22 protein-coding genes and 1 pseudogene are annotated in these 24,756 nt (G+C 71.5%); 6 read left to right on the forward strand and 17 right to left on the reverse strand.

The genetic code is table 11. The features are described 5' to 3' along the window. Positions 1–76: 76 nt before the first annotated feature. From VZF99_RS09235 to dapE, 7 genes are all read right to left on the reverse strand, one after another. Complete coding sequence (locus VZF99_RS09235; protein WP_120283644.1) at positions 77–1,549, reverse strand: M17 family metallopeptidase; 1,473 nt, start codon at positions 1,547–1,549, stop codon at positions 77–79. Positions 1,550–1,627: 78 nt separating this feature from the next. After that, the gene (locus VZF99_RS09240; RefSeq protein WP_067718434.1) at positions 1,628–1,795 is read right to left on the reverse strand and encodes a DUF3117 domain-containing protein; all 168 of its coding nucleotides are present in this window, start codon (positions 1,793–1,795) and stop codon (positions 1,628–1,630) included. Positions 1,796–1,887: 92 nt separating this feature from the next. Continuing rightward, positions 1,888–2,256 (reverse strand): DivIVA domain-containing protein, encoded by a 369-nt coding sequence (locus VZF99_RS09245; RefSeq protein WP_067718436.1) that lies wholly within the window; start codon positions 2,254–2,256, stop codon positions 1,888–1,890. Positions 2,257–2,331: 75 nt separating this feature from the next. Then, a complete protein-coding gene (gene folP, locus VZF99_RS09250; protein ID WP_407334583.1) occupies positions 2,332–3,228 on the reverse strand; it encodes a dihydropteroate synthase in 897 nt (298 codons plus the stop codon). Next, on the reverse strand, positions 3,225–3,782 hold the full coding sequence (locus VZF99_RS09255; protein ID WP_067718442.1) for a TIGR00730 family Rossman fold protein: 558 nt from the start codon (positions 3,780–3,782) through the stop codon (positions 3,225–3,227). Before VZF99_RS09255 ends, folP begins: the two co-directional genes overlap by 4 nt. Beyond that, positions 3,779–4,579 carry a TIGR00730 family Rossman fold protein gene (locus VZF99_RS09260; protein ID WP_067718445.1) on the reverse strand — a complete coding sequence of 267 codons (801 nt, stop codon included), beginning with the start codon at positions 4,577–4,579 and terminating at the stop codon, positions 3,779–3,781. Before VZF99_RS09260 ends, VZF99_RS09255 begins: the two co-directional genes overlap by 4 nt. 86 nt (positions 4,580–4,665) lie before the next feature. Continuing rightward, positions 4,666–5,838 (reverse strand): succinyl-diaminopimelate desuccinylase, encoded by a 1,173-nt coding sequence (dapE, locus tag VZF99_RS09265; RefSeq protein ID WP_407336105.1) that lies wholly within the window; start codon positions 5,836–5,838, stop codon positions 4,666–4,668. A gap of 52 nt (positions 5,839–5,890) precedes the next feature. On the opposite strand from dapE, the gene dapD reads away from it, so the two are divergent. Beyond that, entirely contained in the window at positions 5,891–6,859 is a 969-nt protein-coding gene (gene dapD, locus VZF99_RS09270; protein ID WP_067718447.1) for a 2,3,4,5-tetrahydropyridine-2,6-dicarboxylate N-succinyltransferase, read from the forward strand. Between the two features lie 120 nt (positions 6,860–6,979). Here dapD and dapC read toward each other — a convergent pair whose 3' ends face one another. From dapC to VZF99_RS09285, 3 genes are all read right to left on the reverse strand, one after another. Further along, complete coding sequence (gene dapC, locus VZF99_RS09275) at positions 6,980–8,092, reverse strand: succinyldiaminopimelate transaminase (RefSeq protein ID WP_363424538.1); 1,113 nt, start codon at positions 8,090–8,092, stop codon at positions 6,980–6,982. Between the two features lie 5 nt (positions 8,093–8,097). Further along, positions 8,098–8,421, reverse strand: a complete 324-nt coding sequence (gene fdxA / locus VZF99_RS09280) for a ferredoxin (protein ID WP_067718452.1) — start codon at positions 8,419–8,421, stop codon at positions 8,098–8,100. Between the two features lie 86 nt (positions 8,422–8,507). After that, positions 8,508–11,087 (reverse strand): bifunctional FO biosynthesis protein CofGH, encoded by a 2,580-nt coding sequence (locus VZF99_RS09285; RefSeq protein WP_407334584.1) that lies wholly within the window; start codon positions 11,085–11,087, stop codon positions 8,508–8,510. 99 nt (positions 11,088–11,186) lie between these two features. Here VZF99_RS09285 and VZF99_RS09290 point away from each other — a divergent pair, with 99 nt between their 5' ends. Together VZF99_RS09290 and VZF99_RS09295 are read left to right on the forward strand one after the other, a co-directional pair. Further along, complete coding sequence (locus tag VZF99_RS09290) at positions 11,187–11,843, forward strand: PH domain-containing protein (RefSeq protein ID WP_096905226.1); 657 nt, start codon at positions 11,187–11,189, stop codon at positions 11,841–11,843. After that, on the forward strand, positions 11,840–13,528 hold the full coding sequence (locus VZF99_RS09295; RefSeq protein WP_407334585.1) for a PH domain-containing protein: 1,689 nt from the start codon (positions 11,840–11,842) through the stop codon (positions 13,526–13,528). Before VZF99_RS09290 ends, VZF99_RS09295 begins: the two co-directional genes overlap by 4 nt. Here VZF99_RS09295 and VZF99_RS09300 read toward each other — a convergent pair. From VZF99_RS09300 to typA, 4 genes are read right to left on the reverse strand one after another with little or no spacing between them, the layout of a single operon-like run. Next, positions 13,499–13,927, reverse strand: coding sequence for a hypothetical protein (locus VZF99_RS09300; protein ID WP_407334586.1), 429 nt, complete (start codon positions 13,925–13,927; stop codon positions 13,499–13,501). The genes VZF99_RS09295 and VZF99_RS09300 overlap by 30 nt on opposite strands. Continuing rightward, on the reverse strand, positions 13,924–14,820 hold the full coding sequence (gene mshB / locus VZF99_RS09305; RefSeq protein ID WP_407334587.1) for an N-acetyl-1-D-myo-inositol-2-amino-2-deoxy-alpha-D-glucopyranoside deacetylase: 897 nt from the start codon (positions 14,818–14,820) through the stop codon (positions 13,924–13,926). Before mshB ends, VZF99_RS09300 begins: the two co-directional genes overlap by 4 nt. After that, entirely contained in the window at positions 14,817–16,679 is a 1,863-nt protein-coding gene (locus VZF99_RS09310) for an ABC transporter family substrate-binding protein (RefSeq protein WP_407334588.1), read from the reverse strand. The genes mshB and VZF99_RS09310 overlap by 4 nt, the downstream gene beginning before the upstream one ends. Before the next feature lie 11 nt (positions 16,680–16,690). Beyond that, positions 16,691–18,613: a translational GTPase TypA gene (gene typA, locus VZF99_RS09315; protein WP_120283657.1), complete on the reverse strand. Its 1,923-nt coding sequence runs from the start codon at positions 18,611–18,613 to the stop codon at positions 16,691–16,693. 357 nt (positions 18,614–18,970) lie between these two features. Between typA and VZF99_RS09320 the strand changes: the two genes are divergently transcribed. From VZF99_RS09320 to aqpZ, 3 genes and pseudogenes are all read left to right on the forward strand, one after another. Further along, on the forward strand, positions 18,971–19,651 hold the full coding sequence (locus VZF99_RS09320; RefSeq protein WP_082924021.1) for a hypothetical protein: 681 nt from the start codon (positions 18,971–18,973) through the stop codon (positions 19,649–19,651). Next, a complete protein-coding gene (locus tag VZF99_RS09325; RefSeq protein WP_407334589.1) occupies positions 19,648–20,421 on the forward strand; it encodes an SIR2 family NAD-dependent protein deacylase in 774 nt (257 codons plus the stop codon). Before VZF99_RS09320 ends, VZF99_RS09325 begins: the two co-directional genes overlap by 4 nt. A gap of 148 nt (positions 20,422–20,569) precedes the next feature. Next, positions 20,570–21,360: pseudogene (gene aqpZ / locus VZF99_RS09330) on the forward strand (aquaporin Z). A 99-nt stretch (positions 21,361–21,459) separates the two neighbouring features. Here the strand turns inward: aqpZ and VZF99_RS09335 are convergent. The 3 genes from VZF99_RS09335 to VZF99_RS09345 all read right to left on the reverse strand — a co-directional run bounded on the left by VZF99_RS09335 (position 21,460) and on the right by VZF99_RS09345 (position 24,744). Then, positions 21,460–22,278, reverse strand: coding sequence for a hypothetical protein (locus VZF99_RS09335; RefSeq protein ID WP_259822295.1), 819 nt, complete (start codon positions 22,276–22,278; stop codon positions 21,460–21,462). 127 nt (positions 22,279–22,405) lie between these two features. After that, complete coding sequence (locus VZF99_RS09340; protein WP_407336106.1) at positions 22,406–23,635, reverse strand: acetyl-CoA hydrolase/transferase family protein; 1,230 nt, start codon at positions 23,633–23,635, stop codon at positions 22,406–22,408. Positions 23,636–23,757: 122 nt separating this feature from the next. Then, positions 23,758–24,744 carry a TIGR03560 family F420-dependent LLM class oxidoreductase gene (locus VZF99_RS09345; protein ID WP_407334590.1) on the reverse strand — a complete coding sequence of 329 codons (987 nt, stop codon included), beginning with the start codon at positions 24,742–24,744 and terminating at the stop codon, positions 23,758–23,760. Positions 24,745–24,756: the final 12 nt, after the last annotated feature.

Genomic DNA, 24,756 nt, shown 5'->3' on the forward strand with positions numbered 1-24,756 from the left:
ACCGGACAGCGCAACAGCGGCACGACGCGGTCGAGGGCGGCCGGCCCCGAGCCCGCAGGTGCTGACGGGGAGGAACTCACGGGCGGGGCCGGTCCGCGAGGTCGCGGAGCAACGCCATGAGCGTGCGCGTCGCGAACCCCGTGGCCACCGGCCCGACCTCATCGATCTCCTCGGACGAGCGGGCCGGCCCCGCGATGTCGAGGTGCGCCCACGGCCGACCGTCCACGAAGCCCTCGAGGAACAGCGCCGCGGTGATGGCACCCGGCCCCGTGGGTGCCTGCCGACGGTCGGCGATGTCGGAGCGGACCGCCGGGCGCAGATCGTCGGGGAGCGGCAGCCGCCACCATCGCTCCCCCGCCGCGGCCCCCGCCGCGGCGACCCGGTCCGCGAGGTCGTCGTCGTTCCCCATGACCGCTCCCGTGCGCATCCCCAGCGCGACCTTCATCGCACCCGTGAGGGTGGCCACGTCCACGACGACCTCCGGGTCGCACTCGGCGATGCCGTGGGCGAGCGCGTCGGCGAGGACCATCCGGCCCTCCGCGTCCGTGTTCGTGACCTCGGACGTCGTTCCGCCCACGTGCGTGACGACGTCACCCGGGCGGTAGGCGGAACCGGACAGCATGTTCTCGGCGGAGGGCACCACCACGGTCAGGTCGACATCGGCGTACCCGGGCGACCCGTCCGAACAGAACGCCGCGGCCGCCGCCACGACCGCGGCCGAGCCCGCCATGTCCGTGCGCATGAGGTGCATCCCGTCGGCGGGCTTGACCGAGATCCCCCCGGTGTCGAAGGTGATGCCCTTGCCCACCAGCAGCACCCGCGGGCCCGGGCCGGGGCGGCGGGCCACCAGGACGCGCGGGCCGGCCGCCGAGCCCCCGCCCACCGCGAGCACGCCGCCGAACCCGCCGGAGACGAGCCCCTCTCCCTCGATGACCTCGGTCCGCATGCCCGCCTCGCCCAGTGCCTCGGCCATCCGGGCCACCAGCCACTCGGGTGTCTTCAGATCGGAGGGGGCCCCGGCGAGATCGCGCGCCATCGCCGTGGCCCGGGCTTCCTCCTCGGCCGCCGCCACCGCGCGGGCGACGATCACCTCGTCGTCGCCACTGCCCGGACCGGCCGCCACCTCCACGACCAGATCGGGAACGACCGGTGCGGGGTCCGCGGCGAAGACGTCCTGGCCCCGCGCACCCAGGAGGTACCCGATGACCAGATCGCCTACCCGGTCCGCCGGTAGGGCCCCGGGCACGGCCACGGTCACCGGCCCCTCCGCCCGCGAGTCCCGTAGGTGGCGGGCCAACGCGGCGCCCGCCCGCCGGTGCCCCAGCCCGTGATCCACCGCCCCCGACCAGCCCGGACGGGGCGCGGAGTCGGCCAACTCGACCTCGACCACCGGTCGCCCGTCGTGGACGGAGACCCGCGCCTCGTCGGCGTGCCCCAGCGGCACGCGACCGGGCTCGGGAGCGCGGGTGACGACCGCCAGCGCGGCATCGGGGGCGGGACCGGAGACGACACGGAGCGAGGGCAGGGGACGGCCGGGGACGGCGGACATCGACGAGGACCTTCCGGGATATGAGTCGGCGCACCCGCCACGAGGGTCGGATGCGCCGGCATCGGTGGGGCGACGAGATCAGGAGATGGCCTGCGACAGCTCCTCGCTGAGCGACTTGGCCTCATCGGGGGTCAGCTCGACGACGAGACGCCCGCCACCCTCCAGAGGGACGCGCATGACGATCCCACGGCCTTCCTTGGCCGCCTCCATCGGTCCGTCACCGGTCCTGGGCTTCATAGCCGCCATCGAGTCGTTTCCCTTCGTCCTTGTCCGCGGGTTGGCGCACTGTACGAGCGCCCGTGCCCACGATCGGTACTGCTGAGTGGATGATGTCGATTCTAGCGCGTCCGGCCGCGTCCGGACGCCGTAGCGGGACGACCGTCCACCCCGTTCTGCGCCCCGTTCGCCGCGGCGTCCCCGGCCACGGTGACGTCCTCGCCCAACCGGGCCCGGAGCCGGTCGATCTCCACCGCCGCCTGCTCGAGTGCCCAGTCGACCTCTGCCATGGTGTATCCACGGGCCGACATGCCGAATCGCACCGACCGGAGATCATCACCGGCCAGGGCCCCGTCCGGCAGGTGGGTGACCGTGTGGTCCCGGGCCACGGGCGGCAACACCTCGGAACGGCCGAACACCACGAGCGACAGCCCGAACAGCCCCGCTGCGACGACCAGGGTGACGACCACGTAGACGACGATGGTGAGCATTCCCGTGCTCCCCTCCTGTAGTGACTAGCGCCGCGACCAGTCTGGCACACGGCCCGCCCCTGGCGGTGTGGCAAGTCACGCCAGGCCGCGTACGGTTCGCGCAGGTCGGCGCGTCCCCACGATCGACGACACCATCTCGAGGGCGCGCAGTGTGCCCGGGACGTCGTGGGTGCGGAAGACCCGCGCCCCGAGGTAGGCCGCGACCGAGGTCGCTGCGAGGGTGCCCTCCGCGCGGTCGTCCACGCCCGCGTCCAGGGTCTCGCCGATGAAGTCCTTGTTGCTCAGCGCCATGAGGACCGGGTGCCCGACCGCCACGATCTCGTCCATCCGTCGCAACAACTCGAGGCCGTGGAAGGTGTTCTTGCCGAAGTCGTGGGTGGGGTCGATGAGGATGCCGTCCGGCGGGACACCGGCCGCCAGCGCGCGGTCGGCAGCTGCCGAGAGTTCGTCGACCACGTCGCGGACGACGTCGGCATACCCCACGCGGAACGGCCGCGTCCGGGGCACCGCGCCGCCCGTGTGCGAACAGACGAACCCGGCGCGCGCCTCCCCCGCCGCGGTCAGGACGCCGGGATCGTGCCCCGCCCACGTGTCGTTGACCAGGTCCGCCCCGGCCGCCAACGCGCGCCGGGCGACCGCGCCCCGCCAGGTGTCGATCGAGATCAGCACGTCCGGGTGACGGACCCGCACCGCCTCCACGAACGGCACGACCCTGCGGGTCTCCTCCGCGGCATCGACGAGCTCGCCGGGCCCGGCCTTGACGCCGCCGATGTCGAGGATGTCCGCCCCGGCCGCCACCACCTCGTCGACCCGCGCCATCGCCGCCGTGTCGGTGAACGTGGCCCCACGGTCGTAGAAGGAGTCCGGCGTACGGTTGACGATCGCCATCACCAGCGGGCGGTCGACCGGGACCGGGCGGCCACACAGGGTGGGCGCCGGCGCCGGCGCCGGAGCGGCGCCGGCACCGGTCATCCCCGACCTCCACAGGCGTCGAGCGCGGCCTCGAGATCGTCACACACGACCAGGCTCGCCATCGCCTCGTCCTTGACCAATCCGGCCTCCACCAACCCTCCGACCCAGTCCAGCAAGGGGCGGTAGAACCCGATCGGGTCGTAGAGCACCACCGGCTTGTGGTGGAAGCCCAGGGACGCCGAGGTCCACATCTCGAACATCTCCTCCATCGTCCCGATCCCGCCGGGCAGGGTGAGGAACGCGTCGGATCGTTCCTCCATCTCCCGCTTGCGTTCCCGCATGGTCGTGACGACGACGAGTTCGTCGGCCGCGGTGTCGGCGACCTCGCGGACCCGCAGCCCCTCGGGGATCACACCGACGGTGCGTGCGCCACCCGCGCGGGCCGACTCGGCGAGCGCACCCATCATCGAGACGTTGCCGCCGCCCGAGACGAGCGACCACCCGCGTCTGGCGATGCCCTCCCCCACCTGCGTCGCGATGGCCAGCATCTCCGGGTCGTACGTGGAGGAGGCGCAGTAGACGCAGACACGGCGACCGGCGACCGGCGCCGTCACCGCTCGACCCCGCGGTGCTCCTCGCCGTACAGGTCCTCCCGCTCCTCGGACGTCAGCGCCGCCCTGTGGTGGGCCTCGCGGATGTACTCCACGGTCTCCGCCACGGAGTCCGTCACCAGGAACAGGTCGGGGTCGGACGCGGAGATCATCCCCTCCTCCGCCAGCGTGCCGCGGATCCAGTCGGTCAGCGGGGCCCAGAAGTCCACGCCGAGCAGCACGATCGGGAACCTGGTGATCTTGTCGGTCTGGACGAGGGTGATGGCCTCGAAGAACTCGTCGAGGGTGCCGAACCCGCCCGGCGTGCACACGAAGGCCTGCGTGTACTTGACGAACATCGTCTTGCGGATGAAGAAGTAGCGGAAGTGCAGTCCCAGGTCTACCCACCGGTTCAGGCCCTGCTCGTGGGGCAACTCGATCCCGAGCCCGACAGACTCGCCATCCGCCTCCCACGCCCCCTTGTTCGCCGCCTCCATCTGCCCGGGGCCACCACCGGTGACCACCGCGTAGCCGGCCTCCACCAGCGCACGGCCCAACTCCACGGCCTGCTCGTACGCCGGGTCCCCGGGCCGGGTGCGGGCCGAACCGAACACGCTGACGGCGTCCGACAGTTCGGCCAGCGCGCCGAAGCCGTTGACGAACTCGCTCTGGATGCGCAGCACCCGCCACGGGTCGGTGTGCAACCAGTCGGTGTCCTGATTCTTGTCCAGCAGCCGCTGGTCGGTGGTGGTGTGTTCGCCACCCTTCTCACGACGGACGAGGACGGGGCCTCGCATGTGCACGGGGTCGTTGGGGGCCATGGGCCGGGGGTCTCCTTCGATGATCTGGGGGTGGGGCCGAGAGTGGCGGTACCCGGGACATGGGCGATCCCGGGGCGCTCGCCGCCCTAGCTGGTGAGGTAGGTGCGCAGGACCCTGCTGACCTCGGTGATCTGTGCCGCCGGACAATACTCGTCGCGCTTGTGGGCCATGCCGGGGTCGCCGGGGCCGAGGTTGACCGCCGGGATCCCCAGGGCCGCGAAACGGGACACGTCGGTCCACCCGTACTTCGCACGGACCCGCCCGCCGGCCGCACGGACGAGTTCCGCCGCGGCCGGGGTCCCCAGACCGGGCAGCGCCCCCGGCGAGAGGTCGGTGAGTTCCCAGGACAGCCCGGGCTCGGCGAGCGGGGTCTCCCCTTCCGCCACCCGTGGGAGACCGGTCAGCCCCAGTGCGTCGAGGGCGTGCGCGAGAGCGGCATCGGTGTCCCTGTCCGGGGCGGATCGGAAGTTCACGTCGAGCCAGGCCTCGTCCGGGACCGTGTTGCCGGCGACCCCCGCCGACATGCGGACGGCCTGCAGACCCTCGCGGTAGACACACCCGTCGATGTCCACCGACCGGGCCTCGTAGGCCGCGAGTGCCCCCAGCACCGGCGCGAGCCGATGCACGGCGTTGTCGCCCAACCAGCTCCGCGCCGAATGGGCCCGCACGCCGCGGGCGTGGATCCGGATCCGCAGGGTCCCCTGGCAGCCGGCCTCGATGAACCCGCCGGTCGGCTCACCGAGGATCGCCACATCGCCCGTCAACCAGTCGCGGTGCGTGCGCTCGAGGACACCCAGACCGTTGGCCGTGGCTTCGATCTCCTCGCAGTCGTAGAGCACCAGGGTGAGATCGTGCGCCAGCTCGTCGGAGTCCGCCAGCGCGGCGAAGAGGTGCAGGAACACCGCGTCCCCGGACTTCATGTCCACTGTCCCGCACCCGTGCAGGACCGTATCCGTCCCTTCGCCGGTGGCCCGGCACGGGACGTTGTCGGCCAGGGGGACCGTGTCGAGGTGTCCGGCGAGCACGACCCGGGTCGGGAGGCCCCGGGAGGTACGGGCGAGGACCCGGTTGCCGTCGCGGACCACCTCCGTCCGGTCGGCGGCGGGCCCGGTGAACCCGGCGACGGTCGTGACGAGAGCGTCGTGGACCGCGGCGGCGATCGCATCCTCCTCCCGTGAGGGACTGGGGATGTCGACGAGGGCGCGGGTGAGGTCGACCGGGTCGGCGGTCAGATCGAGGGCGGCGGTCACGGCCCCCACCCTAGTTGCCCGTGACCCGTGCCCGTCGGGGCAGACCGCTAGCATCGGGGCCATGAGTGCACATGGAGCCGTGGCCACCGGAATCGCCACCCTGACGTCCGACCACACCGTTCTCGACGTGTGGTACCCCGAGCCGGAGCTGGGCGCCGCGTCCGCCGGCGGTCACCGGGTGCTGTCCGGAGACGAGGTACCCGCCGAACTGTCGCCGCTGACCGGCGCCGACGCCGATCGGGGGGTCGAGACGGTGGCCGTGCGGGTGGAGATCGAGGACCTGACCCAGCCGCCGGCCGACGCCTACGACGCCTACCTCCGGCTCCACCTCATCAGCCACCGCCTCATCAAGCCGCATTTCGCGAACATGGACGGCTTGTTCGGCAAGCTCAGCAACGTCGTGTGGACCAACTTCGGACCGTGCGCGGTCCCGGGTTTCGAGCTGGTGCGCGCCAAGCTGCGGGCCCGCGGCCCGGTCACGGTGTACGGCGTGGACAAGTTCCCGCGCATGGTGGACTACGTGGTCCCGTCGGGAGTCCGCATCGCCGACGCCGACCGCGTCCGCCTGGGCGCCCACCTGGCCGAGGGCACCACGGTTATGCACGAGGGGTTCGTCAACTTCAACGCCGGCACGCTGGGCGCGTCGATGGTCGAGGGTCGCATCTCTGCGGGCGTCGTGGTCGGCGCCGATTCCGATGTCGGCGGCGGGGCCTCCATCATGGGCACGCTCTCCGGCGGCGGCAAGGAGACCATCTCGATCGGTGAGCGCTGCCTGCTCGGGGCCAACTCGGGTGTCGGTATCTCGCTGGGCGACGACTGCGTGGTCGAGGCCGGGCTGTACGTCACCGCCGGCACGAAGGTGGATGTCCGGGCGGGCGCCTGGGCCGAGCGGGAGCCCGTGAAGGCCGGCCAGCTCTCGGGCATGGACAACCTGCTCTTCCGGCGCAACTCACTGACCGGTTCCGTCGAGGCGGTGCCGTGGAAGCGCGAGGGCGTCGAGCTCAACGCGGATCTGCACGCCAACGACTGACGCCGACGCTCATCGGCGGCGTCACCCTCCGTCGACAAGGACGTTCCGCACACATCGCCCGGGAGCGAATGCGCGGAACGTCCTTCTCGATGGGGCCGCCGGGCGACGCGGGCGGCCTGCTCAGCCCAGTCGGCGCACGGCCTCGTCCACCGCGGCGTCGGTGGCGGTGAGCGCGATGCGGACGTGTCGCGCCCCGGCGGGCCCGTAGAACTCGCCCGGCGCGACGAGCACGCCGCGCTCGGCGAACCAGTCCACGGTGTCGCGGCATGCCTCGTCGCGGCTGGCCCACAGGTACAGGCCGGCCTCGGAGTGGTCGATCCGGAACCCGGCCGCCTCGACCGCGGGCAGCAGGCGTGCACGGCGGGCCCGGTACCGCTCACGCTGCTCGGCCTCGTGGGCGTCATCGTCCAGGGCGAGCGTCATGGCCGCCTGGACGGGCAGCGGCATCATCATCCCGGCGTGCTTGCGCACCTCGAGCAGCTCGGCGACCAGGCCGGGGTCACCGGCGACGAACCCGGCGCGGTAGGACGCGAGGTTCGAGGTCTTGGACAGCGAGTGCAGTGCGAGGAGACCGGTGTGGTCGCCGTCGCAGACACGCGGATCGAGGATCGAGGGCGCCTCGCCCTCCCACACCAGTCCGAGGTAACACTCGTCGGAGGCCACGATCACGCCGCGGTCGCGGGCCCAGCCGACCACCTTGCGCAGGTGGTCCACGCCGAGCACCTTGCCACTGGGGTTCGACGGTGAGTTGAGGTACAGCAACGTCGGCGAGGACGGGCCGAGCTGCATGAGCGAGTCGGCGCGAACCACCGTGGCCCCCGCCAGCAGTGCGCCGACCTCATAGGTCGGGTAGGCGACCTCGGGCACGACGACCGAGTGGCCCGGCCCCAGTCCGAGCTGGGCGGGCAGGCCCGCGATGAGTTCTTTTGTGCCGATCGCCGGTAGCACGGCGTCGGGAGTGAGCCCCGTGACGCCGTACCGGCGCTCCAGCGCGTCAACCGCGGCCCGCCGCAGAGCGGGGGTGCCGACGGTCGTGGGGTACCCGGGCCGGTCCGAGCCTGCGGCGAGCGCCTCGCGGATCACCGGGGCGACCGGATCCACGGGCGTACCGACGGTGAGGTCGACGAGACCGTCCGGGTGGGCGGAGGCGCGCGAGCGGGCGTCCGAGAGGGTGTCCCAGGGGAACACCGGGAGCGCGCGCCCGGGCGGTCGACGCTCCGGGCGCGACACCACCGGGGTCACTCCTGGTTCATGGGCGGGAGCGCCTTGACCATCGGGTGGTCGTAGTCGACCTTGCCGACCTTGGCCGCGCCGCCCGGCGATCCGAGCTCGACGAAGAAGTCCGCGTTCGCGGCGTTGTACTCGGTCCACTCGTCCGGGACGTCGTCCTCGTAGAAGATGGCCTCCACGGGGCAGACCGGCTCACACGCCCCGCAGTCGACGCACTCGTCGGGGTGGATGTACAACATCCGTCCACCCTCGTAGATGCAGTCGACAGGACACTCCTCGACGCAGGACTTGTCCATCACGTCGACGCACGGCTCTGCGATCGTGTAGGTCACGTCAGCCACCTTCCTCGTAGCGGTATGACCTGAATGGTATGTCACAGGCCACGCGGATGCGGAAGCCGCCCCGCGAGCCGATCGACCTATGTGACGACGGTCACCCCGACGGGTCGGTGGGCGGGTCCGTAGACGGTGTCACGACGGCGGACCGGGCGTCCGATCCCGGTGGCGATCTCCTCGATCTCCTCCGGGGTCTTGGCCGAGCCGTTCTCTGCGCCGGCCATCCGCGAGATGGTCTCCTCCATCAGGGTCCCGCCCAGGTCGTCGGCGCCGGATCGCAGCATGGTCCGCGTCCCCGCGACCCCGAGCTTGACCCAGCTCGTCTGCACGTGGTCGATCGCCCCGTGCAGCATGATGCGGGCCAGGGCGTGGACCGCGACGTTCTCCTCCCGGGTCGGTCCGGGCCGTGAGGCGCCGGCCAGGTACAGCGGCGCGCTGCGGTGCACGAAGGGCAGCGGGACGAACTCGGTGAAGCCGCCCGTGCGTTCTTGGATCCCACGCAGGGTCCGCAGGTGGGCCACCCAGTGGCGCGGGGTGTCCACGTGGCCGTACATCATCGTCGAACTCGACCGCAGCCCCACGTCGTGGGCGGTGGTGACGATGTCGATCCACTCGGAGGCGGGGAGTTTGCCCTTAGTGAGGACCCAGCGCACCTCGTCGTCGAGGATCTCCGCCGCGGTACCGGGGATGGTGTCCAGCCCCGCCGCACGGAGCTCGGTGAGCCACTCCCGGACCCCCACGCCCGACCGCGAGGCGCCGTTGGAGATCTCCATGGGGCTGAACGCGTGCACGTGCATGGACGGCACCCGCTCCTTGACCGCGCGGACCAGGTCGGCGTACCCGGACACCGGCAGGTCCGGGTCGATGCCGCCCTGCATGCACACCTCGGATGCGCCGGAGACGTACGCCTCGTACGCCCGGTCGGCGACCTCGGCGGCGGACAACGAGAACGCGTCGGCATCACCCTTGCGCTGGGCGAAGGCGCAGAAGCGGCAACCGGTGTAGCAGATGTTGGAGAAGTTGATGTTCCGGTTGACGACGTAGGTGACGGTGTCCCCCACCACGTCGGCGCGGATCCGGTCGGCGAGCCCCGCGACGGCCGCCAGGCCGTCCCCGGTGGCGGTGGCCAGCGCGAGGTACTGCTCATCGGTGAGGCCGGCGGGGTCCGCCTCGGCGGCACGCAGCGCGGCCACGACCTCGGCGTCGGCCCGCTCGGGGACGAGTGCCGCCGCCCCCAGTTCCGCCGCGCGGGCCCGGATGACGTCCCAGTTGCCGAAGGCCTCGCCGATGTCCGACCGGGTGTCCGTATTGCGGCCCTCGGAGTCGATCGCCGTGTGCAGATCGGTCCGTCCGCTCGAGTCCCAGTCGTCGTCGGGCTCCTGCCAGGGCCGTCCCTGCGGCTGCACCACCTCGTCGTCGTCCCCCACCACGGCGAGCCCGCTCGACGGGTCCGCCAGCGCACGGACGTGGCCCGCCACCCGCGGGTCGATCCACGCGTCTCCCGCACCGACGTAGCGGGGATGCGCGGTGAGTCGTTCGGTGAGCGTCCACCCGCGCGCGGCGAGGTCGGCGGTGAGCTCGTCGAGATGCGGCCACGGCCGCTCCGGGTTGACGTGGTCCGGGGTGAGCGGTGAGATGCCGCCCAGGTCGTCCACACCGGCGTCGATCAGGGCCAGCACGTCGTCGCGGTCGACGAGGTTGGGCGGGGCCTGCACGGCCACGCGCGGGTCGAGAACCAGTCGGGCGACGGCGATCGCGGCGAGGAACTCGTCGGTGTCCGCGTCGTCCGCGGCGCGCATCGCGGTGTCCGGCTTGGCGCGGAAGTTCTGGACGATCACCTCCTGCAGGTGACCGAACTCGCGGGCGAGCCCGGTCAGCGCGAGCAGGCTCTCGGCGCGCTCGGTGCGGTTTTCGCCGATCCCCACGAGGATCCCGGTGGTGAACGGCACGGCGAGGCGGCCCGCGTCGGTGAGGGTGCGCAGGCGGACGGCCGGATCCTTGTCGGGGCTGCCGTAGTGGCACTCGCCCGGGGTCGTGAACAGCCGGGTGGCGGTGGTCTCGAGCATCATGCCCATCGACGGGGCGACCGGCTTGAGCGTGGACAGTTCGGACCAGCTCATCACGCCCGGGTTGAGGTGCGGCAGCAGCCCGGTCTCCTCGAGCACCCGGATGGCCATGGCGCGCACGTAGTCCAGCGTCGAGGAGAAGCCGCGGGACTCGAGCCACTCCCGGGCCTCGGGCCAACGGTCCTCCGGCCGGTCCCCGAGGGTGAACAGCGCCTCCTTGCACCCGGCCTCCGCGCCGCGGCGGCACAGGTCCACGACCTCGTCGGGGTCGAGGAACATGCCCTCGCCCGCCGCCCGGAGCTTGCCGGGGACGGTGACGAACGTGCAGTAGTGGCAGCGGTCCCGGCACAGGCGGGTCAGCGGGACGAACACCTTGCGGGAGTACGTCACCACCCCGGGGCGCCCCTCGTCGACGAGGCGTGCGTCCCGGCGGGCCGCGGCGAGGGAGGTCAGCCGCGCCAGGTCCTCGCCCCGCGCGGCGAGCAGCACGGCAGCCTCGGTGACGTCCAGGGTGAGCCCGTCGGAGGCCCGGCGCAGGGCGCGCCGCATGGCCGACGCCGTTGGCCGGGGATCGGCGGGGGTCGGTACGTGATCCATGCCCGTGATGATGCCCCACCTCGCGTGCGTGGCGAGCGGCCGGTGCTCCACGGGTGGTCAGGGGCCTGACGCGTGCTCCCGCCCACTAGTCTTACCGTCATGCCCGATCACGCAGTCCCCCTCCGCACGAACGGGGACCCCCTGGTGTCCAGCCCGGCCGCAGCCGACGGGGGTGCACACGCGCTCCGCGCGCCGCGCCCGACGCTCGACGAGCGGGACGCCGGCGGCGAACTGCCGGACACCGGCGATGCGCTGCTGACGAACAACCGGGTGCTGGTCACCGCGCCGCGGCACCGGATCGAGAAGCGCACGCCGCTGCTCTTCGTGATCGAGGGGATCTGGTCCTGGGCGGTCCTCGCGGGCCTGCAGGTCGGCTGGTATTTCTGGGGCGACAACGTCATGGCGTTCTGGAACTGGGTGGCGCTGGCGGTGACGGTGCCGTTCGCGTTCATGGGCATCGTCGTGGCGCCGTGGTGGCGTTACATCGTGGCCCGGTGGGACGTCTCGGACACGGCGGTGTGCTCACGCAAGGGGTGGTGGACCACCCAGTTCCGCATCGCGCCGCTGGCCCGTCTGCAGACCGTCTACACGACGCGCACGCTGTTCGAGCGGTGGTTCGGCCTGGCGACCGTCAACGCCTCCACCGCGTCCGCCCAGGGCACGGTGGAGATCCGCGGGCTCAACCTGGCCGACGCCGAGGCGCTGGCCCAGCACCTCATCGCGATCGCCAACCTGGACTCGGAGGACGGGACGTGACCGGGCCCGAGACGGCGGCCGGGGTGACGGCGGGGTCGGACGACGACGACGAGGGCGTCACCTCAGCTGGCATCGCCCCGGCTCCGGAAGCCGAACCGGCGCAAGAGGTCCTCTCGGCCGACGAACCCGCGATCGGGGAGAAGATCGACCCGGAGGCCCCGTGGCAGCGCCTGTCCTGGCGCATGCTGCTCGTGTACCCGCTGGGCATGCTGACCCGTCTGCTCCCGCTGTTCCTCATCTCCCTGTGGTTGGGCTCCAACCGGAGCAACTACTGGTTCGAGATTATCGTGGTCTCGCTGGTGATCCTCAGCGGTGTCCTGCGGTGGCTGTCGACCAGCTATCAGGTCGGCCGCACCCACATCATCCTGAAGAAGGGCTTCTTCAGTCGACAGGTGGTCACTGTCGCCCGTCAGCGCATCCGGAGCGTCGACACCGAGTCCGACCTGTTCCACCGGGTCCTCAAGGTCTCGATCGTGGAGGTGGGGACCGGGCGGGCCGACTCCGGGAAGTCGGACGCCGAGCGGTTCCGCCTCGACGCCATCGACACCACACTCGTCGACCCGCTGCGGGACGAGCTCCTCAAACACCGACGCGCCATGGACCCCTCGCTCGACGTGGAGGACGAGGAACAGTGGGGGTCGAAATACGGGGAGGACATCGCCCGGTGGAAGGTCACCTGGTCGCGGTTCGCGCCGTTCTCCTTCATCGGGTTCGGCGTGCTGTTCTCCCTGTGGCTCATCACCTGGCAGATGGGCGACATGCACGACCGCATCATGGGCCTGACGGTGGTCGAGGGGACCATCGACTGGCTGGATTCACTGGGGCAACCCTGGGCGTTCGTCGGCAAGGGGGTCGCGATCTGGCTGGTCGCCGGGGTGCTGGCGATCATCACCTACGCCATCCGGTACGGCAAGTACGCGCTGACCGACCGGGGCCAGCTGCTCTACGTCCAGAACGGCATCCTGCGGCGCAAGCACATCGCCCTCGACAAGGCCCGGTTGCGCGGCGTGGAGATGCGGCTGCCGGTCTACCTGCGGATGCTCGGCGGCGGCCGGCTGGAACCCATCATGACCGGCACCAAGAAGGGCGCCACCGCGTCGACCCTGCTGCCGCAGGCGCCGATCGCGGACGTGCGTCGGGTGGCGATCCGCATCCTCGGAAACGAGACGCCGGTGACCGTCCCGCTGCGGCGGCACCCGTGGAAGGCCTCCCGTCGGCGGGTCACTCGGGGCCTGCTCCCGTTCTGGATCGTCGCCGGGATCATCGTGCTGGTGCGGATCGACTCGGGCCCGTCGGCGGACATCTGGGTGCACTGGGGCATCCCCGCCGCACTGGTGTTCTTCGTGGTGCTGTCGGTGGACCGTATCCGCATGCTCGGACACGCGCTACTGCCGGAGGTGTTGGTGACCTCGAACGGGTCGTGGACCGCCAAGCGATCCGTTCTCGAGGCGGACGGGATCATCGGCTGGACCGTCACCCAGTCGGTGTTCCAGCGCACGGCGCGCGTCGCGACCGTCTCCGCGGCCACACCGGCCGGGAACGGCGTCTACTCGGTGGTCGACATCGACGCCGACGAGGCGTGGGCGCTCGCCGAGGCGCTGACGCCGGGGATCACCGACGTGTGGCACCACACCGGAGAGCCCGCGGGCCGTGTCTCACCGTCGATGGGCGTCCGACGTTGGTGACGGCCACAGCGTGGCCATCCACAGCGGGACCAGACCCCCGAACACCAGGAGCGCGAGCCCGCGCAGTCCGATCGGCACGGGCATGTCTCCCCCGGGGCCCAGATTGATCGCGACCAACGTGAGGATCCAGACGAGGGCGGGGAACGCCGCCACGATCTTCCGCTGCGACCACATCGACCCGACCCGCACCAGGAACAGCGACCACGCCCCGGCGGCGAGGACGCTGATCGGGACCGGCACGAGACCGACATACATGGTCAGCCACGCCGAGGCGAGCACGCAGCTTGCCACCGCACCGATCGCGAGCAGCACCAGCGCAGTCCCCAACTCGGCGACGGAAGCCGCCCGCGCACGCGGTACCACGGAGGCCCCCTGCGCGCCCTGCGCCGCGGCTGTCATGGTCGCTCCCCGCCCAGCCCGTCGAGCAGGTGCGCCGACCCGGCCGGGCACGTGACGTACGGCCCGTCGTCCTCGGCGCGGTCACGGGCGATGTACCACTCCACCTGGGGGACGGACTGCAGGACCCCGTTGGTCAGGGCGAGGAACCAGGGCTCCCCCTCCGGGCCGGGCACCAGCTCGAGCTGGGTGGTGTGTCCGGTCAGGGCGGCCAGTTTGGCGGCGTAGTCGGGGTCGTCCAGCGGGACGCGATGGGTCAGTCTCGAGTCCGGGACGGACGGCAGTTCGCCGGACTCCGGGTGCCGCAGGTGCGCGGGCGGCGCAGGGTGGGTCCGGGTGGTCTCCGACCGCGCAGTGACCGTCCAGGCCACACGCTCCGGCCGGTGGGCGGCGTCCTCGATGGCGGCGTGCACCACCTCGTGGGCCCGGATGTGGTCGGGGTGGCCGTAGCCGCCCCGCGGGTCGTAGGTCACCACGAGATGGGGCCTGAAGTCGTCGAGGACGGCCACCACCTCGTCCACCGCCTCCCTGCCCGACTGCACGAACGCACGCGGGTGGTCGGCCGAGGGGGTCCCCGCCATCCCGGAGTCGCGCCACCGGCCGGCGCCGCCGAGGAAGCGGGTGCGGTCGACCCCGAGGGCACGCAGGGCACCCGCCAGCTCGCCGATCCGGTATCCGCCGAGTTGGTCGGCGCGGTCCGCGACGAGGCCGGCGAACTCCTCGCCGAGTACCTCGCCCTCCTCCCCGAGCGTGCAGGTGACGACCCGGACGTCGGCACCGGCGGCGACCAGCGCGGCGATCGTGCCGCCGGTCGTGATCGCCTCGTCGTCGGGATGGGCGTGGATGAACAGGGCGCGCACGCCGTCGGCGGGCGGGGTCGCGGTGGTCGGTGTCATCCGGTCCTCCTCCAGGCGGGTGCGGTGTCGAACACGTCGGTGGCCGGCCTCTGGTCCGGGTCGTCGCGGGCCGGCTCCGTCCCGCTCACGTCGACCCCGTCGGCCGCCAGAAGCAGGGCCGGCCGAACGAGCGGCACCCGCAGGGCCAGTTCGGCGACCCTGTCGCCCGCGGCGGCGAGATCGACCGCGGAACCCGGGGCGGGCGGGGCGCCCTGACCGGACGGACCTCCCGGCCCCGCCACGCCGAGCGCCCGGTTGATCTCGGGGTCACAGACTCCGGTGACGTCACCGGCCCGCGCGGCCGCGCTGCGGCCGAGTGTGCGCGAGGGGGTGGTGGGCGTCGTGGTGACGGTGGTGGTGGCACTCGTCCGTCGATCGGGGGTCTCCCCCGTGTCCGGGTCGGGCGGGATGAGGCTCGACACGGTCGTCGGCGTGCGGGACGGGACCGCGGTCGTCGTCCCGGTGGCGGCCGGGGGTGTCGCGCAGGCGAAGCGCGACACCGCGGCGACCTCGGGCCGTCCGTCGGTCCGCTGCCAGCCCACGACGCCGTCGACGAGCCCGTGCGGGAGGGCGTCCGCGTACAGGGCGGTCGCGTCCAGCTCCCACACCCGGGCGCCTATCCCCGCAGAGCGAAGTTGGTCGGCGACGGTGTAGGCAGCGGTCACGGCCCGCTCGTCCGCGCCCTCGACCCCCAGGGTCACGGCCAGCGGGGTCCCGTCACGTCGCCAGCGCGTGCCCGTGCGGGTGAAGCCGGCGTCGCCCAGCTCGCGCTCGACGGCGTCCGCGTCAGCGGTGACGGTATCGGCCGATCCCGCGGGGAACGGGAAGGACGACACGGACGGATCGGCCTCCCGCGTGACGATGCGCCCCACCACCTCGGGGTCGATCGCCGCGGCCACCGCGCGACGGACCGCCGGATCGGCCACCGCCGGCGCGACCGTGTTCAGCCCGAGTTCGAGCTGGGCCGCGCTCTCCAGGGGCGCGGTGGTCACTCCCGGGACCGTGGCGGCCACGTCCGCCGCCACCGGGTTCGCCGAGACGATCGCCATCACCCCGGGACCGCCCCTCAGCGACTCCCCGAGCTGGCCGGCTCCGGTGGCCCGTCGCACGACGATCTGGTCGACCTCGGGCGCGCGGGCCCAGTACCGGTCGTTGCGCACGAATTCGATCTGCCCCCGGCCGATGTCGGCCGTGCGGATCATGAACGGACCCGCGCTCGTCACGGGCAGGAACTGCATCGAACCCTGGAACCCGTCGGGCGCACCCTTGAGGATGTGCGCGGGGAGGAGGTGGGTGAACAGGCCCCGCCAGTGCTCCGGCACGACGTCGAACTCCACGTCGACGACCTTGCCGCCAGCACCGGAACGGACCTCCACGATCCTCTCGTACCCGGCCGGATCGACCACGCCGGGCTGGGTGGTCATCTGCCGCCAGAGGTACTCGAAGTCCTCGGCCGCGACGGGGACACCGTCAGACCACTGCGCCTGCTGATCGATCGTGTACCGGATGGTCGAGGGGGCCCCGGGGACCCGCGCGGCGGAGACCAGGAGATCCCGGTTGAGCGTCTGTTCGCCACCGGGGCCCGGGACGAACGCGCTGGGCAGCAGCAGCGAGGCCACGAGGTCGGTGTCCACGCCCTGGTCGGCCAGGAGGTGCGGGTTGAACCCCGGGTCCACCCGGTTCAGTGCGAGCAGGAGACCGTCCTCCGTGAGGGTGACCGACGCGCCGTCGGTGCGCTCCTCGCCCACCACCGCCGGTGGGGGCGGGTCGGCGACGCACCCGGTGACGACGACGAGGGCCAGCGCGGCGCACACCGCGGCGGCACCCCGCCGGCGCACCGACGCCCCCCTCGTCGTCATCTGGTTCCGGTCTAGCCGACCGTCTGCTGGTCGCGCGACTTGGACCGGCTGCGGGCCTTGGCCCGCTCGTTGGCGGTGAGCAGGACCTTGCGCACGCGGACCACCTCGGGGGCCACCTCGACACACTCGTCGGCGGCACAGAACTCCATGGCCTCCTCGAGGGAGAGGTTCTTGTGCTTGGACAGCGTCTCGGTGGCGTCGGAGGAGGCCGCACGCATGTTCGTGAGCTTCTTCTCCTTGGTGATGTTGACGTCCATGTCCTCCGAGCGCGGGTTCTCCCCCACGACGACGCCCTCGTAGACCTCGGAGCCGGGCTCGATGAAGAAGTCACCGCGGTCGGCCAACCCGAGCAGCGCGAACGTGGTGGCCTTGCCCGCACGGTCCGCGACCAGCGAACCGGTGTGCCGGGCCCGGATCTCCCCGGCCCACGGCTCGTACCCGGCGGAGTACGAGTTGGCGATCCCCGCACCCCGGGTATCGGTCATGAAGGTGGTCCGGAAGCCGATGAGGCCGCGTGCGGGGACGGTGAACTCCATGCGCACCCAGCCGGAGCCGTGGTTGCTCATCTGCTCCATGCGGCCCTTGCGGGCGGCCATGAGCTGTGTGACGGCGCCGAGGTGCTCCTCGGGGACGTCGATGGTCATGTGCTCGAACGGCTCGTGGAGCTTGCCGTCGATCGTCTTGGTGACCACCTGCGGCTTGCCGACGGTGAGCTCGAACCCCTCGCGGCGCATGGTCTCGACGAGGATGGACAGCGCCATCTCGCCACGACCCTGCACCTCCCAGTCGTCGGGCCGCTCGGTGTCGAGCACTTTGAGCGAGACGTTGCCCACGAGCTCCTGGTCGAGGCGCGCCTTGACCATGCGCGCGGTGAGCTTCTTGCCGCCGTTCCGGCCGGCCAGGGGCGAGGTGTTGACGCCGATGGTCATGGAGATGGCGGGCTCGTCGACCGTGATGGCCGGGAGGGCGACCGGGTTCTCCGGATCCGCCAGCGTGTCACCGATCATGATGTCGCTGATACCGGCGACCGCGACGATGTCACCGGCGACGGCCTCCTCGGTGGGCACCCGCTCGACACCGTCGGTCTTGAGCAGCTCCGAGATCTTGACGGACTTGGTCTCCTGCTCGCCGCCCGGCAGATTGTGGATCCACGCGACCTGCTGCCCCTTGCGCAGACGGCCGTTGTGGATGCGCACCAGACCGATACGGCCGAGGAAGTTGGAGGCGTCCAGGTTGGTGACGTGGGCCTGCAGCGGGGCGTCGGCGTCCCCGCGGGGGGCGGGGATCACGTCGTAGAGGAGCGCGAACAGCTCGTCGAGGTTCTCCCCCTCCGGCTCCTGGCCGTTGGCCGGCTGGGTGGTGGACGCCTTGCCGGCGCGGCCGGAGGCGAAGACCACGGGCAGCTCGAGCGCGTGCTCGGCGGCGGCCTGGGCGGCGGGGTCCTCCAGATCGGCCGCGAGATCGAGGAGCAGGTCCTGGGCCTCCTCGACGACCTCGTCGATCCGCGCGTCCGGCCGGTCGGTCTTGTTGACGACGATGATGACCGGCAGGGAGGCGGCGAGCGCCTTGCGCAGCACGAAGCGGGTCTGCGGCAGCGGCCCCTCGGACGAGTCGATGAGCAGGACGACGCCGTCCACCATGTTCAGGCCACGCTCGACCTCGCCGCCGAAGTCCGCGTGGCCCGGGGTGTCGATGATGTTGAAGACGAGGTCGGCGCCACCCGCACCCGCGCCGTGTCGTCGCACGGAGGTGTTCTTGGCGAGGATCGTGATGCCCTTCTCACGCTCGAGGTCGCCCGAGTCCATGACCCGGTCCACGAGCTCCGCGCGTTCGTCGAACGCGCCGGACTGGCGCAGCATCGCGTCGACGAGTGTCGTCTTCCCGTGGTCGACGTGGGCGACGATTGCGACGTTGCGGAACTCGGTCAAGGCCATACGCTGGGTTCTCCCTCGGAGGCTTACGGGCGCCCGGGGCGGCTCCTGGGCCGCCGGGCTGGTGGTGGGAATCGACGGCGCTAGTCAGCCGCGATCCACAGGCGCGTCCGGTCGAGCGCGCGTGCGGATCCACTTTACCCGCTGATCCGGACGATCCCCCCATCCTGAGACCACCCCGACAGTGCGGACGCCCTGTGTGTTATTTACATCACGTATAACTTCTGTAACATCAGCACCAGAACGCGCGTCTGCCCGACTCCCGGTGCCCGTGACTCGGGACACTTATGAGAATATCTAGCGGTCGACCGGTCGGCCCGTCCGCCGGTCCGCCCGCCCATCCGAAGAATGGACTCGCCAGTGATCCGCCACTCGCTCAGGACCTCGTTCCGGACCATCGGTCTCGGGGCCGTCGCCGCCGTCGCGGTCGGTCTCGCCGCACCCGCCACCGCCAGCGCGCAGTCGCTCGACGAACTGGGGCGCCCGACCGAGCCCGTGCTCCAGGCGATCGAGAACCTCGCCGAGCAGCAGTGGATCCCCGAGGAGACCCGGGGCACCATCGCCCGCGCCGTCGGGTTCTTCCGTGGCACCGGCGAACCCGGCACCCCGATTCCCGAGAACGGCCCGGTCATCGCGCAGTTCGCCTACCCCACGATCATGCAGCAGTGCATCGGCGGTGAGCAGACCGCCGTCGGTGCCGCGACCGCCGTGCCCGGCCCGGCCGATCTGCCGCTGCCCGGCATCGCCCCCGGCCATCTCGGTTTCATCTTCACCGCCCTGGGCACCGAGGGTGTCGCGGCCCAGCAGGCCCAGCCCATGACCGTCGACTGGATCAACGTCAACAACGGTCGTCGCGGTACCACCGTCCTCGGGTACAACGGCCTCAACGAGGGCGGCCCCGCCACCGTCAACGGGGTCGCCGACACGGGCCCGGGCCAGGTTCTCATGCTCCTGCAGGGTGGCGTCACCACGAACCTGGAGGAGGGCGGGACCGCCAACTGCGTCGCCTTCCCCACCGTGGGGACCGCGTTCGTCCGGTGACCGCCGACGGTAGCGGGCCCCACCCCGTCGCCGACCAGGACCTGACCGAGGCCCGTCTCGCCCTCACCGGCGACGGGCCTCTGGTCGTTCTCAGCGGCGCCGGGATGAGCGCCGAGAGTGGTGTGCCCACCTTCCGCGACGCCCAGACCGGCCTGTGGGAGCGGTACGACCCGTCCGCACTGGCCACGCCGGAAGCCTGGGCACGCGACCGGGACACCGTCTGGGCCTGGTACCGCTGGCGTGAGCGCCTGGTCTCCGGCGCGGAGCCGAATGCCGGGCACGTCGCGGTGGCCCGCGCCCAGGCCCACCGTGACGTCGTGGTGGTCACGCAGAACGTCGACGACCTCCACGAGCGCGCCGGATCGAGCCGGGTGCACCACGTTCACGGGAGTCTGTTCGCCCACCACTGCGACACCTGCGACGCTCCGATGGAGGTCGGCCCTCCTCCCGCCGAGCCCGTCGACAGCCTCACCCCGCCGAGCTGCGACCGGTGTGGCGGGCGCGCCCGACCGGGCGTCGTGTGGTTCGGCGAGATGCTCCCGGGCCGGCCCTGGGACGCGGCAGTCGACGCGGTCACCTCGGCCGCGGCGGTGCTCGTCGTCGGCACCTCCGGCCTGGTCCACCCCGCGGCGTCACTACCCGGACTCGCCGCCGACGCCCGGATCCCGGTGGTCGAGGTGAACCTGGGGCCCTCGGGACTCGGCTCCGAGGTCTCGGTTCACGTCCGGGCCACCGCAGGGCAGGCGCTTCCTCAACTCTTGGCACCCTGAACCCCGGGCCGCCCTTACGGCCCTGCCACACACCGGCTGGCGGAAACCTCTCTGGGGCCGATAGAGCGCGCTAGCGTAGCGCGCAGGGACCCACGCCCGGAGTTCCCGCTCCTCCGTTCGCACGGAGGCCAAGACCAGAGGTCACCTCATGTCTGATTCGTCCCCGGCAACCCCGTCTACCGCCACGGCCACCGCCGCGGTCATCGCCGCCGAGCTGATCGGCACCTTCTGGCTCGTCCTCGGCGGTTGCGGCACCGCCGTGTTCGCGGCCGTCCAGATCGCCACCGCCGATACCGGCGACGTCCCCGTCGGCGTGGGATACCTCGGGGTTGCGATCGCGTTCGGGCTCACGGTCCTCACCGGCGCCTACGCGTTCGGGCACATCTCGGGCGGTCACTTCAACCCCGCGGTGACCATCGGCACCGCGGTCGCCGGACGCCTCCCCTGGTCCAAAGCTCCCGTCTACATCGTCAGTCAGGTCGTCGGGGGTCTGGTCGCGGGGGCGCGCTGATCCTCGTCGTGGCAAGCGGAAAAGACGGATTCGAGGCCACCGGCAGCATGGCCGCCAACGGCTACGGGGCCAACTCGCCCGACGGCTACGGCCTGCTCTCGGCGCTACTCATCGAGATCGTCCTCACGGCCCTCTTCGTGTGGGTCATCCTCGGCGCCACCGATCACCGGGCCCCCGCCGGCTTCGCGCCCGCGGCCATCGGCCTCACACTGACGCTCATCCACCTCATCTCCATCCCGATCACCAACACATCGGTGAACCCGGCACGGTCGACGGCCGTGGCGTTCTTCAACGGGGGCGGCGCACCGGGCCAGCTGTGGCTGTTCTGGGTGGCACCGATCGTCGGTGCCCTGATCGCCGGAATCCTGTACGGCCCGTTGTTCGGCGCTCGCGGGCTCAACGGTCGATCCGTGGCCGTCTCGGCCTGACGCACCGCCGACGGGGTCAACACGAAGGGCCCGAGGGAGAACTTCCTCCCACGGGCCCCTCATCGATGCGGCCGCTCCGAGGCGCGAGGCCTCCTCCGGTCAGTGGCGGGGTTCATCCCCGCGGGTCCGGCCCAGCATCTTGTCCACGATGCCCGGCTTGTCGTCAGGATGACGGTCCGGATCGACGGTGTCGCCGGGCGTCCCGGTCCGGTGCCCCGACCTCGCCTGCGGATCAGAACCACCGGGGACATCGTCGGTCCGGGCGTGGCGCCCGCCGGCGTCACCCGCGCCGACTCCGGATGCTCCCGCGGCCGCGGCACCCGCTCCGTGGCGGCCCCGGTCACCGGAGTCGTTACCGGACCCGGAAGTGGCGGACGAGCCCATACCGGTCCCGGTGGCCATCCCTCCGTGATCGGTGCCACGGCCACGACCCTCGTCGGGGACCCGGTCACCGCGCAACGCACCGCGGTCGTGGTCGTGACCGCGGTCGCGATCATGGCTCAGGTCGCCGCCATGGTCGCGATCGTGCGTGAGACCCCGATCGCCGTGGTCGCGACCGCGGTCGAGGTCATCAGCACGGCCCTTGGGATCGAGCTTCTCGGCGGTCTGTTCCATCCGCCGGACATCGTGCTTCTGCTCGTCGACGGTGCCGCGCTGCCGCTCGGCCTCCACCCGGAGCTTGTCGGCCTCGGCGGCCTTCGCACGGGCCTCCTGCTCGGCTGCGCCCGCCCGGTGCTCCTGCTCGCGGACGACCGCGTCCTGCTGCTCGAGCTGCTGCTCGCGTTCTCGTGCGCTGCGCCGCAGTTCCGCGGCCTCGGTGAGCTTCTTCCGGTTGCTGCTCTTGACGGCCATCGCGATGAGCGCGATCACGATGATCAGCGCGATCACCCCGATGATGATCCAGATGATGGGGTCCACAGCTGCCTCCCTTTCAGGGGTCGGGTTGCGTCTGGAACGTAACCCCGCCCCCAGACGGGTGCCACCGGTCGCGCCCGTGGCGGTATTGGCTCGGCGCCCGCGGCACCGGCCCGGCGCGCGGTGACCGCTAGTGGTGAGCCCGCGGGAGCAGTCCCGCCTCCCGCGCCTCCCGGCTGAGCCGCTCCCGGTGATCCGGGTGCGCCACAGCGATCAGCGCCGCGGCCCGCCCGGCGACCGACTTGCCCCTCAGCTCCGCGATACCGAATTCGGTGACGACGTTCTCGATGATGTTCTTGTGGGTGGTGACCGGACTGCCGGGCGTGAGCGACAGGGAGATCCTGCTGACGCCCCCGGAGGTCTGCGACGGGGTGACGATGAACCCGTGGCCTCCCGGGGAGAACGTGCAGCCCCGGGCGAAGTCCGCCTGTCCCCCGGCACCCGACCAGTACCGGCCGCCGATGGTCTCCGAGGCCGCCTGCCCGAACAGGTCCACCTCGCTGGTCGCGTTGATCGAGTAGAGATTGTGCTCCTCGCCGATCACCCTCGGGTCGTTGACGATGTCCACGGGGAGCATCGCCACAGACGGGTTGTTGTGGAGCCAGTCCATGAGTCGCTGCGACCCGAGGGCGAAGGTGGTGACGTGCTTGAACGGCCGCCCCGTCTTGCGCGACCCGTCGATCACCCCGGCCTCGACGAGGTCCATCACCCCGTCGGACAACGCCTCGGTGTGGATCCCCAGATGACGGTGATCCGTCAGTCGGGACAGGAATGCGTTCGGCAACCTGCCGACCCCGAGTTGGAGACAGGCCCCGTCGGGGACACGGTCGGCGATGACGTCCGCGATCGCGTTGTCCGTCTCCCCCGGTGGCGGCGCCTCCATGGTGATCATCGGGGTGTCGTTACGGGTCACGCCCACCACCTGGGAGATGTGGATGTGGTTGCGCCCGAAGGTGCGGGGCATGTGGGAGTTGACCTCGACGAAGAACGGCACCTGGCCGATGAACGAGGCCACGTAGTCGGCGTTCGTGCCCATCGAGAAGAAACCGTGCTCGTCGATCTCCGACACCGTGGCGATCGCCAGACCGGGAGGAGAGAACTCGCGCAGCGTGGCCGGCACCTGCGCGAAATCGACGGGGATGAGGTCGCAGTGGCCCCGGTGGAAGTTCTCCCGCGACCCGCGACCCAGGAAGTAGTCGACATGCCGGAGCCTGCCCGGGTAGGCACCCTCCATGAACGGCAGCGACTCCCAGGGATCCATGTGGTGGACCGTCACGTCCTCCAGTCCGGCGGCCCCGGCGTCCAGCGCCCGCAGCAGCGCGGGCGGGGCGGCGTTCTGGATGGGCACGATGACGTGCATCCCCGGCGTGATGTGGTCGAGGACCGCCTCGGCTGGACGCTCCTCGTACTCGACGTTCCTCGTCACTGACACCTGCTCTCGTAGATCCGGACCCCGCGGTGCGGTGGCACACCCAGGCGGTTTCAGGACAGGGCCGGGATGACCTCGCGCTCGAACAACTCGAGCCCGGACGTGTCGGTGGCGATCTCGGGGAAGTAGAAGATGCCGTACTCCATTCCCAACGCCTTGATCTCCGTCAGCTTCTCGACGATCTGCTCCGGCGTCCCCACCGCCGGGAGTCCGCGGTACGCGCCGAGCTGGCGTTCCGCCTCGTCCTCACCGACGTGCGTCGCCATCCGGTCCTTCAGATACGCCAACCGATCCGCGACGTCCTTCTCGGTCTCCCCGATCGCCACGTTGTAGTTCGCGGTCCGGGTGATCTCGGCCGGGTCACGACCGATGTCCCGACAGTGCCCGAACAGCACCTTCGATTTGTGGTCGAAGCCCTCGGCGGTGCCGTCGAAGTTGGTGTAGTCCGCGTACCTCGCGGCGGTGCGGAGGGTCTTTCGCTCGCCCCCGCCCGCGATCCACAGGGGTATGCCGCTCTCCTGCAGAGGCGTCGGCTGCACGATCGCCCCGTCGACCCGGTAGTGCTCGCCGTCGAGTGAGACCACACCGTCGGACCACGCCTCGGACAGGATGCGCACACCCTCGTCGAGCATGGCCAACCGCTCACCCGCGGAAGGGAATCCGTAGCCGTACGCTCGCCATTCGTGCTCGTACCAGCCCGCGCCGATCCCCATCTCCACCCGGCCGCCGGAGATGTGGTCGACCGTCGCGGCGATCTTCGCCAGCAATGCCGGGTTGCGGTATCCGAGGCACGTGCACATCTGACCCAGCCGGACCCGGGAGGTGGTCGCACCGAGCGCCGACATCAGGCTCCATGCCTCGTGCGTCGCCTCGGTCGAGGTGAGGGGCGCGGTGTGCATGTGGTCGTACAACCACACCGACTCCCACGGCCCGGCGTCCGCGCGGGCGGCCAGGTCGGAGATGACCGGCCAGTGACGGGCGGCCGGCACGTCGACCAGGTCGAGGCGCCAACCCTGGGGCAGGAACAGTCCGAATCGCATGGAGCCGAGCCT

This window comes from Dietzia kunjamensis (assembly GCF_045689975.1).
Classification (GTDB): domain Bacteria; phylum Actinomycetota; class Actinomycetes; order Mycobacteriales; family Mycobacteriaceae; genus Dietzia; species Dietzia kunjamensis.

Excerpts from the sequence above, each read along its gene's own strand:
- VZF99_RS09245 (WP_067718436.1), bottom strand. The coding sequence starts at position 2,256 with ATGCTCACCATCGTCGTCTACGTGGTCGTCACCCTGGTCGTCGCAGCG.
- VZF99_RS09260 (WP_067718445.1), bottom strand. The coding sequence starts at position 4,579 with ATGGCCCCCAACGACCCCGTGCACATGCGAGGCCCCGTCCTCGTCCGT.
- mshB (WP_407334587.1), bottom strand. The coding sequence starts at position 14,820 with ATGACACCGACCACCGCGACCCCGCCCGCCGACGGCGTGCGCGCCCTG.
- VZF99_RS09240 (WP_067718434.1), bottom strand. The coding sequence starts at position 1,795 with ATGGCGGCTATGAAGCCCAGGACCGGTGACGGACCGATGGAGGCGGCC.
- folP (WP_407334583.1), bottom strand. The coding sequence starts at position 3,228 with ATGACCGGTGCCGGCGCCGCTCCGGCGCCGGCGCCGGCGCCCACCCTG.
- VZF99_RS09285 (WP_407334584.1), bottom strand. The coding sequence starts at position 11,087 with ATGGATCACGTACCGACCCCCGCCGATCCCCGGCCAACGGCGTCGGCC.
- VZF99_RS09345 (WP_407334590.1), bottom strand. The coding sequence starts at position 24,744 with ATGCGATTCGGACTGTTCCTGCCCCAGGGTTGGCGCCTCGACCTGGTC.
- VZF99_RS09300 (WP_407334586.1), bottom strand. The coding sequence starts at position 13,927 with ATGACAGCCGCGGCGCAGGGCGCGCAGGGGGCCTCCGTGGTACCGCGT.
- VZF99_RS09235 (WP_120283644.1), bottom strand. The coding sequence starts at position 1,549 with ATGTCCGCCGTCCCCGGCCGTCCCCTGCCCTCGCTCCGTGTCGTCTCC.
- VZF99_RS09340 (WP_407336106.1), bottom strand. The coding sequence starts at position 23,635 with ATGCACGTCATCGTGCCCATCCAGAACGCCGCCCCGCCCGCGCTGCTG.
- typA (WP_120283657.1), bottom strand. The coding sequence starts at position 18,613 with ATGGCCTTGACCGAGTTCCGCAACGTCGCAATCGTCGCCCACGTCGAC.
- dapD (WP_067718447.1), top strand. The coding sequence starts at position 5,891 with ATGAGTGCACATGGAGCCGTGGCCACCGGAATCGCCACCCTGACGTCC.
- VZF99_RS09290 (WP_096905226.1), top strand. The coding sequence starts at position 11,187 with ATGCCCGATCACGCAGTCCCCCTCCGCACGAACGGGGACCCCCTGGTG.
- VZF99_RS09310 (WP_407334588.1), bottom strand. The coding sequence starts at position 16,679 with ATGACGACGAGGGGGGCGTCGGTGCGCCGGCGGGGTGCCGCCGCGGTG.